This window comes from Elioraea sp. Yellowstone (genome assembly GCF_006704265.1).
Classification (GTDB): Bacteria; Pseudomonadota; Alphaproteobacteria; order Acetobacterales; family Acetobacteraceae; genus Elioraea.
Genome location: NZ_VIKA01000035.1, coordinates 19,607 through 28,165, shown reverse-complemented (window position 1 = coordinate 28,165; position 8,559 = coordinate 19,607). Strand labels below are relative to the sequence as shown.

At 72.1% G+C, this 8,559-nt stretch carries 8 protein-coding genes; 5 read left to right on the top strand and 3 right to left on the bottom strand.

All coding sequences use genetic code 11. From position 1 onward, the window contains the following. Together FK498_RS19240 and FK498_RS07510 are read left to right on the top strand one after the other, a co-directional pair. Window positions 1–702, top strand: a 702-nt coding sequence (locus FK498_RS19240; protein ID WP_161988346.1) for an MBG domain-containing protein, incomplete at its 5' end; no start/stop codon positions are given. Continuing rightward, a complete protein-coding gene (locus tag FK498_RS07510; RefSeq protein ID WP_141853156.1) occupies window positions 639–2,414 on the top strand; it encodes a ShlB/FhaC/HecB family hemolysin secretion/activation protein in 1,776 nt (591 codons plus the stop codon). The genes FK498_RS19240 and FK498_RS07510, both read left to right, overlap by 64 nt. Window positions 2,415–2,549: 135 nt before the next feature. Here the strand turns inward: FK498_RS07510 and FK498_RS07505 are convergent, their stop codons facing one another. From FK498_RS07505 to dctP (FK498_RS07495), 3 genes are read right to left on the bottom strand one after another with little or no spacing between them, the layout of a single operon-like run. Continuing rightward, window positions 2,550–3,887, bottom strand: a complete 1,338-nt coding sequence (locus tag FK498_RS07505; RefSeq protein WP_141853154.1) for a TRAP transporter large permease — start codon at window positions 3,885–3,887, stop codon at window positions 2,550–2,552. Next, a complete protein-coding gene (locus FK498_RS07500) occupies window positions 3,884–4,453 on the bottom strand; it encodes a TRAP transporter small permease (protein WP_141853152.1) in 570 nt (189 codons plus the stop codon). Before FK498_RS07500 ends, FK498_RS07505 begins: the two co-directional genes overlap by 4 nt. Window positions 4,454–4,457: 4 nt before the next feature. After that, on the bottom strand, window positions 4,458–5,453 hold the full coding sequence (dctP, locus tag FK498_RS07495; RefSeq protein WP_141853150.1) for a TRAP transporter substrate-binding protein DctP: 996 nt from the start codon (window positions 5,451–5,453) through the stop codon (window positions 4,458–4,460). 148 nt (window positions 5,454–5,601) lie between these two features. On the opposite strand from dctP (FK498_RS07495), the gene dctP (FK498_RS07490) reads away from it, so the two are divergent. From dctP (FK498_RS07490) to FK498_RS07480, 3 genes are all read left to right on the top strand, one after another. Next, window positions 5,602–6,615 (top strand): TRAP transporter substrate-binding protein DctP, encoded by a 1,014-nt coding sequence (gene dctP, locus FK498_RS07490; RefSeq protein WP_161988345.1) that lies wholly within the window; start codon window positions 5,602–5,604, stop codon window positions 6,613–6,615. A 124-nt stretch (window positions 6,616–6,739) separates the two neighbouring features. Next, window positions 6,740–7,216 (top strand): TRAP transporter small permease subunit, encoded by a 477-nt coding sequence (locus FK498_RS07485; protein ID WP_161988344.1) that lies wholly within the window; start codon window positions 6,740–6,742, stop codon window positions 7,214–7,216. Then, window positions 7,213–8,529, top strand: a complete 1,317-nt coding sequence (locus FK498_RS07480) for a TRAP transporter large permease (RefSeq protein ID WP_141853143.1) — start codon at window positions 7,213–7,215, stop codon at window positions 8,527–8,529. The genes FK498_RS07485 and FK498_RS07480 overlap by 4 nt, the downstream gene beginning before the upstream one ends. The last annotated feature ends 30 nt before the right edge of the window (window positions 8,530–8,559 follow it).

Sequence of the window (8,559 nt, the reverse complement as noted above, 5' to 3'; positions counted from 1 at the left end):
TACGCGATCACGCCCTCGGGCCTGACCAGCGGCAACTACGCGATCACCTTCGTGCCGGGCACGCTGACGGTGACGCCAGCGCCCTTGACCGTGACGGCGAACGACGCGACGCGGCCGGAGGGCCAGCCGAATCCTCCCTTCAGCGCGACCTATGCGGGCTTCGTGCTGGGCGAGGGGCTGGGCGTGCTGGGCGGCACGCTGACCTTCGCCACTCCGGCGACGCCGGCGAGCCCGCCCGGGACCTATCCGATCGCGCCCTCGGGCCTGACCAGCGGCAACTACGCCATCATCTTCGTCAACGGGCTGCTCACCATCACGCCGGTGGTGCAGCCGCCGGTCGTGCCGCCGGCCGTGACGCCGCAGACGGCGCTCCTCGCCGGCGCCGAGCCGTTCCGCCGCGGCGTACAGCCCTACACGCCCGGCGATGCCGGTTTCCGGACCACGGTCCTCGAGGCCGGCCCGGCAGTTGCCGATCCGTTCCGGTTGACCTACACGCTCGGCGAGGTTGTACAGCTTGCCGTCGGCGAGCCGACGCTGCCGGGCGGATTCGTCCCGGCCGGCGCGGCACGCCCGCCGGAAGGCGATCCCGCCGGGGGACGCTGCGGCGGCCCCATCAATCTCGGACTTTCGGCGGAGGCATGCCGGACCATCTCGCTGCCGGAGAACTACTGGACGACCCGCGCCGACGCCGCAGGCCCCTGATCGCCGTTCTTGCCGCGGTCGCGGCCCTCCTGGTCGCCGCGGTTCCCGCCCACCCGCAGACATTGACGCCCGGCGCGGCGCGGCCGGAGTTCCAGCGGCGCGAGTTCGAGCCCCGCCCCGTTCCGCAGGCGCTGCCGCCCGAGGGCGAGGCGGCACCGTCGCCGCCCGTGCCGGCGCCCGGCGCCGGTCCGAGCTTCATCCTGCGCGGGATCAGGCTCGAGGGGGCCCAGGCCCTGGACCCGGCCGTGCTCGCCCGACTCTGGGCGGACCTGATCGGCACGCCGGTCACGGTCGAGTCCCTGGAAGCGCTGGCCGCGGCGATCTCGGCACGCTACCGCGCGGAGGGTTTCGTCCTCTCGCAGGCGATCCTGCCCGCGCAGACGATCGAGAACGGCGTGGTGCGGATCGTCGTCGTCGAGGGCTTCATCGATCGGGTCGCGGTGCAGGGCGGCGACGCGTCGGGTCAGGCGGCGCTGGCCCGTCGCTTCCGGCCGGTCGGGGCCGACCGCCCGCTGGCGCTCGCGACGCTCGAACGCGCCGTGCTGCTCGCGCGCGACACGCTCGGCGACGGCGTCGAGACGGTGCTCTCGCCCTCGCCCGCGACCTTCGGCGCGGCCGACCTCACCGTGCAGTACCGGCCGAAGCCCGTCGAGGGCTTCGTGCAGGTGGACAACCGCGCCTCGCGGCTGTTCGGGGCGTGGGTCGCACGCGCCGGCCTCACGACCTACGACCTGCTCGGCCTGACCGAGCGGCTCGATCTCTCGGTCGCCGCCTCGCTCGGCGGGCGCGAACTGCGCTTCATCGAGGGCGGCGTGTCGCTGCCCCTGGCCTTCACCGACGGCACCTGGCTCGACGGCGCGCGGCTCGAGCTCGGCGCGGACGCCACGCGCGGCCGACCGGATCTGCGCAAGTCGGGTCTCGTCGACCTCACCGCGCTGCAGGACGAGACGCAGCTCCGCGTGGGGCTGTTCGTTCCCGTCATCCGCACGCGCAGCGAGAACCTGTTCCTGCGCGCGGGTCTCACCTGGCGCGAGAGCGCCTCGGAGCAGCGATTCGCCGGCATCGATCTCGGCCGCACGACGGACCGGCTGCTGGTGGCCGAGGCGCGCGCGACCTGGGATGTGGCGGATCGCTTCGACGGCGTGACGCTGCTCGACGCCGCGCTGCGGCAGGGGCTGGATGCCGCCGGCGCGCGCATCGGCCGTGCCGCCCCCAATCCGGCGCGCGAGGACTTCACGCTGCTGCGCGGTTCGATCGCGCGGGTACAGGGGCTCGGCGCGCCCGAATGGTCGCTCTTCGGCGAACTCGTCGCCCAGCTCGCCGGCACGGTCCTGCCTGACTCGGAACGTTTTGCCCTTGGCGGAGACCGGCTCGGCCGCGGCTTCGCGCCCGGCAACACCACCGGCGATCACGGGTTCGGCGCGCGGCTCGAGCTGCGCCGGCTGCTGGCGCTCGGCGAGATCGGCCCGCTCGCGCCGCTGATGAGCGCCTACATCTTCGGCGACTGGGGGGCCGCGATCGACCGCGCGCGCAGCCGCGACGGCGAGCGCTGGGAGCACCTCGCCTCGGTCGGCATCGGCGCGCGCCTGGATCTGACGACCTGGCTGACGCTGACCCCGGAGATCGCGCAGCAGGTCGGCGGGCGCCCCGCGGACACGGCGCGCGGCCGCCGGGAGACGCGCGCCTTCATCGGTGCGATCGCGCGGTTCTGACGGGCGCTCATACCCGGAGCACAAGGGTTTGACCTTTGTGCGGAGGGTATGGCGCGCGGGGCTCAAGGGGCGGCCGCGCGCAGAACCAAGGCCTGATGCCCGGCCGGCACAGGTCGAACCTTTGTCGGCCCGGTATCAGTACCCCAGGAGACGCGGCAGCCAGAGCGCGATCCCGGGAAAGGCGAGCAGCATGAGCGTGCCCAGGGCGAGCATCAGCAGATAGGGCACGACCGCCCGGTTCACCTCCGAGAGCGGCGCGCCGGTGATCGCCTTGATCACCACGATGTTGAGCGCGACGGGGGGCGAGATCAGCGCCATCTCCAGGTTCAGCGTCAGCAGGATGCCGTACCAGACCTTGTCGATCGCCAGCGCGTCGAGCACCGGCAGGATCACCGGCGTGGTCAGGAGGATGATCGAGAAGGTCTCGAGAATGAGGCCGAGCAGGAACAGCAGCACCATCATGCAGAGCAGGAAGCCGGTGCGGGAGAGGCCCCAGGAGGCGACCATCGCGGCGAGCTCCTGGGGCGCGCCGAGCTTGGTGAGCATGTAGCCGTAGAGCGAGGCGCCGACGATGATCATGAACAGCATCGCCGCCGTGCGGGTCGCCTCGTTCACGCCCTCCCAGAGGTCGGCCAGGTCGAGCTGGCGGTACACCACGACCGCCAGGATGAGCGCCCAGAGCGCGCCGGTGCCGGCCGCCTCGGTCGGGGTGAAGACGCCGAAATAGATCCCGCCCAGCACGAAGGGCGGCAGGGTGAGCGCCCAGATGCTGCGCTTCAGCGCGGCGACGATCTCGGCCAAGCTCGCGCGCCCCGTGCAGGGGAGCGGGCCCTCGCCCGGGCCTTCGCCCGCGACGCCGGGGAGGGTCGGGGCGGCGGGTGGCGCTCCGCTGCCGCGTTCGGTGAGCACGCACCAGAGCGCGAACATCGCCGCCATCATCAGCCCGGGCATCACGCCGGCGGCGAACAGCGCGCCGACCGAGGCCTCGGTGACATAGGCGTAGAGGATCATCGGCGCCGAGGGCGGGATGAGGATCCCCAGGGTGCCGCCCCCCGCCACCACGCCGAACGCGCCCCTGCGCGAGTAGCCGTAGCGCAGCATCTGCGGGATCGCGACCTTGCCGATCGTCAGCGCGGTCGCGACCGAGGAGCCGGAGATCGCGGCGAACACGGTGCAGGCCGCCACCGTGGCGATGCCGAGCCCGCCGCGCACGTGGCGCAGGAGCGTGTGCGCGGTGCCGAAGAGGTCGTCCACCACCCGCCCGCGCACCATGAAATGCGCCATCAGCATGAACAGCGGCACGGCGACCAGCAGGTAGGAGTCCAGCTTGCCGAACACGAGCTCGCCGAGCAGCGTCACCGCCCCCTCGGTCGCCCAGAGCACGCCGAGCGAGAGCAGGAACATCGCCGCGAACATCGGCACGCCGAGGTAGAGCAGCACCAGCAGCCCGGCGAGGGTGAGGAAGAAGGTCATTCCGCGCGGCCGCCCGGCACGCCGTGATGCGCCTTCCGCTCCGGCCCGCGCGGCTCGAGCCCGCAGGCGAGCACGACCACCTGCGCGAGCGCGGCGGCGAGCAGCAGCGCAGCTCCGAGCGGGATCAGCGTGTGCACCCACCAGAGCGGCACGCCCTCGACATTCGTGGCGATGCCGATCATGCGCGAGAACGACACCGTGGCGATGCCTTCGACCAGCAGGATGGCGGCGGTGAGCGCGACCGAGGCGGCGCCGAGGATGCGCGCCGCCCGCCGCCCCGCACGCGGCAGCCGCGCGGTCAGAACCTCGACGCCGATATGCTCCTCGCGCCGCTGCGTCTCGCCGGCGGCGAACATGACCAGTCCCACCACCAGCCAGGCCGCGACGTGGTCGATCCAGGGCTGGGGCTGGCCGAGGAAGTAGCGCCAGCCCACCGAGACGCAGACCAGCGCGAAGCAGACCAGCCCGGTGATCGCGCCGAGCAGCCCGCCGAGGCGGCAGAGCAGCGCCACCGCCGCCTCCAGGAGACGCGCGGTGCGCGGGACCGCGCCGCGCGGGTCCTGCATCCGGTCAGGCCGTCAGGCCGCGCAGCAGCTCGAGGATGCGCGGCCCGCCCTCGGGGGCGGCGCGCAGGAACGCGTCGATCACCGGCTGCTGCATCACCGCGCGCCACGCCTCGGCCTCGGCGGGGGTCTGCTCGTGGATCGTCATGCCTTTGGCGCGCAGCTCGCCGACCGCGGCCGCGGCGGTCCGCTCGGTCACCTCGACCGCGTCCGTCTCGGCCTTGCGCAGCGCGGCCTCGAGGACCGCCCGCGCCCCCGACGGCAGCCCGTCCCAGAAGCGCGGGTTCACGTAGACCTGGGTGTAGACGCAGAAGAAGGGCGAGACCGTGCCGAACTTCTGCACCTCGTAGAAGCGGCGGCTGACGGCGGCCGAGACGTCGGTCAGCCCGGCATCCAGGACGCCCGACTGCAGGGCCCCCACCACCTCCGGCGCCGGCGTCGCGGCGGGGGCGGCGCCGGCGGCGCGCAGCGCGTTGTCGATCAGCGGGTTGAGGCCGCGGATCTTCAGCCCCTGGAAGTCGGCGAGCTGGATGATCGGCTTCTTGCCCGAGGTGAAGATCGAGCTGCGCGTGGTGAACAGCCAGGCCACGCTCTTCACGCCGCGGCGGAGCGAGGCGGCATCGAGGAACTGCGCCGCCTCGCTGCCCGGGAACTTGCGGATGCGGGCCAGCTCGGTGAACAGGAACGGGATGGTCGGCGCGCTCATCTCGGGGATGGTGTTGCCCCAGGTGAAGTTGGTCGCGACCGCCGCCTCGAAGGCGCCGCGCGCCACGCCGGGGAAGTTCTCCGCCACCTTGGCGAGCTGCTCGGCCGGATAGACCTGCACGGTGACGCCCGCGTTCCTGGCGTTCACCTCCTCGGCGAAGGCGGCGAGCACCTTGGCGATGTGGTGCGCCGGCGGGTACTGGTGGCTGAGGCGCATGGTAGCACCCTGGGCGCGCGCGATCGCGGGGGTGGCAAGCAGCGCGGCCGAGCCGAGCAGCGTACGGCGGGTGACGGACATGGCGGTGACCTCCCGGTTCTGTCTCGGCGCTGGCATAGGGCGGGGCGGCAGGGCGGTCAACGCGCCGGCAGTTGCCTTTTCGCAGGGCCTGCCGCATTGCTGGGCGGAGGGCGCCCGGCGGCGCCCGGATAAGGGAGGGACAGAGACAATGCGCATTTCCCGTCGCCATGCCGTGCTCGCAACCGGCGCCGCCGCGCTCGCCGGACTGCCGCGGGACGGGCGGGCCCAGGCGCTCGCCGAGATCCGCGTCAGCCACCAGTGGCGCCAGCAGACGGACGCGCGCGACCGCGGGGCCCGGCTGTTCGCCGAGGAGGTGCGCAAGCGTGCCCCGGAGCTGCGCTTCCGCATCTACCCGAACCGGTCGCTGATCTCGAACCCGGTCGCGCAGTACGACGCGATGCTCGCCGGCAGCCTCGAGATGGCGGTGTTCCCGATCACCTACGGCGTGGGCAAGGTGCCCGAGTTCTCGATCGGCATCATGCCCGGGACGATCAAGTCGGTCGAGCAGGCGATGCGGATCAAGGGCAGCGCCTTCCACAGGCGCTTCCAGGAGATCGCCATGGAGGGCGGCATCCGCATCGTGACGTGGTGGTGGACGCCCGGCGGCTTCGCCAGCCGGGACCGCCCGATCGGCGGGCCGGAGACGGTGCAGGGCCTGAAGATGCGCGCGGCCGACCCCACCTTCGAGCTGATGCTGAAGGAGGCGGGCGCGTCGGTGGTGTCGATGCCGTCGACCGAGATCTATCCGGCGATGCAGTCGGGGGTGCTGAACGCGACCCTCACCTCGGCCGAGACCTTCGTCTCGATGCGCATCTACGAGCAGACCAAGTACGCCACGATCGGCGGGCCGAACACGCTCTGGATGCTGCTCCAGCCGCTCGTGATCTCCACCCAGGCCTGGAACCGCCTGACACCCGCGCAGCGGCAGGCCTTCGACGAGGCGGCGGATGTCGCCGACGCCTGGTTCGCCCGCGAGCAGGAGGAGGCCGCGGCCAATGCGGCCGAGGCGTTCCGCAAGGCCAACAACGAGGTGCGCGGCCTGACGGATGCCGAGTACGCCGCCTGGGTGGAGCTGGCGAAGCGGACCGCCTGGGCGGAGTTCGCACGCTCGACCAGGCACGGCAGGGAGCTGCTCGACCTGTTGACGCAGTCGCTGGCCTGATCGGCACAGCTCCGATCCCCGAGGGGCGCCGGCGCGCCCGGCGCCCTTGCCCTCCAGCCCCCCGATGAGTCCCGTCCCGCACCAGGCGCCGGACGCGCCGATACCGCCCCAGGCGCCCCTCTGGGTGCGCGCGATCGACGCACTCGCCGTCGCCGGCGCGCTCGCCGCCGCGGTGATGCTGACCATCGCCGTGCTCGTCGTCTCCTACATGGTGGTGAACCGGGCCTTCGGCGCCTCCGCCTTCTGGGAGATCGAGTTCGCGGTCTATCTGATGGTGGCGGCGATCTTCCTCGCCTCGCCCTACACGCTGAAGACGCGCGGCCACGTGAATGTCGACCTGCTCGACGTGGTGCTGTCCGCGCGCCACCGCCGTCGCGTCTCGCTGGCGCTCGCGGCGATCGGCTGCGGCGTCTGCCTCTACCTCGCCTGGCACGGCTGGAACCTGTTCCACGAGGCCTGGGTCACGGGCGAGACCTCGGAGAGCATGTGGAAGCCGCAGCGCTGGCCGCTCTACCTCACCATGCCGGTGGGGCTGGTGCTGACCGCGCTGCAGTACTGCGCCGAGGTCTGGCGCCTGATCGCCGCGGAGGAAGGCGCGTGAGCGAGCTGCAGATCGGTGCGCTGATCCTCGTCGCGACCCTCGCCGTGCTGTTCTCGGGCCTGCCGATCGCCTGGGGGCTGGCGCTCGTCTCGATCGTCTTCCTCGCCCTGTTCGGCGGCGAGGGGGCGCTCGCCACGCTTGCGATCACCATGATGGGCGAGCTCTCCTCCTTCGCGCTGCTCACCATCCCGCTGTTCATCCTGCTTGGCGCCTCGGTCGGTGTGAGCCGGGCCGGGGCCGACATCTTCGAGAGCCTGCACCGCTGGCTCGCCCGGCTGCCGGGCGGGCTCGTGATCGCCAACATCTACGCCTGCGGCCTGTTCTCGGCGATCTGCGGCTCCTCGCCGGCGACCGCCGCGGCGATCGGCAAGATCGGCGTGCCCGAGATGATCAAGCGCGGCGTCTCGCCGCGGCTTGCGACCGGGGCGATCTGCGCGGGCGGCACGCTCGGCATCCTCATTCCACCCTCGGTGACGCTGATCCTCTACGGCATCGCCACCGAGACCTCGATCGGGCGGCTGTTCCTCGCCGGCGTCGTGCCGGGCGTGCTGCTGACGACGCTGTTCGCGCTCTATGCCTGGGCGGCCTCGATCCGCGACCTGCGCGCGAGGGCGCAGCCCGAGGAGCGCTACACGCTCGCGCAGAAGATGGACGGGCTCGTGCGCGTCCTGCCCTTCCTGCTGATCATCGCCGCGGTGGCGGTGTTCATGTATGGCGGCCTCGCAACCCCGTCGGAGGTCGCGGCGATCGCGGCGTTCCTCGCGCTGATGCTGGTGCTGCTGATCTATCGTGCCTGGAAGCCGCGCGACCTCTGGGCGATCTATCGCGACACCGTGCGCGAGAGCACGATGATCATGATGATCATCGGCGCGGCCGCGCTGTTCAGCTACATGATGAGCCTGCTCTACGTCAGCCAGACGGTCGCGGATGCGCTCGTGTCGATGGCGATGAACCGCTGGGTGCTGCTGGCGGCGATCCAGGTGCTGCTGCTGTTCGCCGGCTGCTTCCTGCCGCCGGTGGCGATCATCCTGATGCTGATGCCGATCCTGCAGCCGGTGCTGGAGGCGAACGGGTTCGACCTGATCTGGTTCGGCATCCTGCTCACGATCAACCTGGAGATCGGGCTGATCACGCCGCCCGTGGGGCTCAACCTCTACGTGCTGCGCGGCGTGGCGCCGCAGGTGCCGCTGGCGGAGATCCTCTGGGGCTCGCTGCCCTTCGTCCTGCTGATGATCGGCTTCATGGTGCTGCTCTGCCTCGTGCCGGAGCTCGCCACCTGGCTGCCCGACGCCCTGATGGGCAGGGGGCTCTGATCCCCGGCCGCCGGGGATCCGCCCCCGCGC

Bases quoted from the DNA above. Each gene is read 5' to 3' on its own strand.
- FK498_RS07510 (WP_141853156.1), top strand. From the start codon at position 639: ATGCCGGACCATCTCGCTGCCGGAGAACTACTGGACGACCCGCGCCGA.
- FK498_RS07505 (WP_141853154.1), bottom strand. From the start codon at position 3,887: ATGACCTTCTTCCTCACCCTCGCCGGGCTGCTGGTGCTGCTCTACCTC.
- FK498_RS07500 (WP_141853152.1), bottom strand. From the start codon at position 4,453: ATGCAGGACCCGCGCGGCGCGGTCCCGCGCACCGCGCGTCTCCTGGAG.
- dctP (WP_141853150.1), bottom strand. From the start codon at position 5,453: ATGTCCGTCACCCGCCGTACGCTGCTCGGCTCGGCCGCGCTGCTTGCC.
- dctP (WP_161988345.1), top strand. From the start codon at position 5,602: ATGCGCATTTCCCGTCGCCATGCCGTGCTCGCAACCGGCGCCGCCGCG.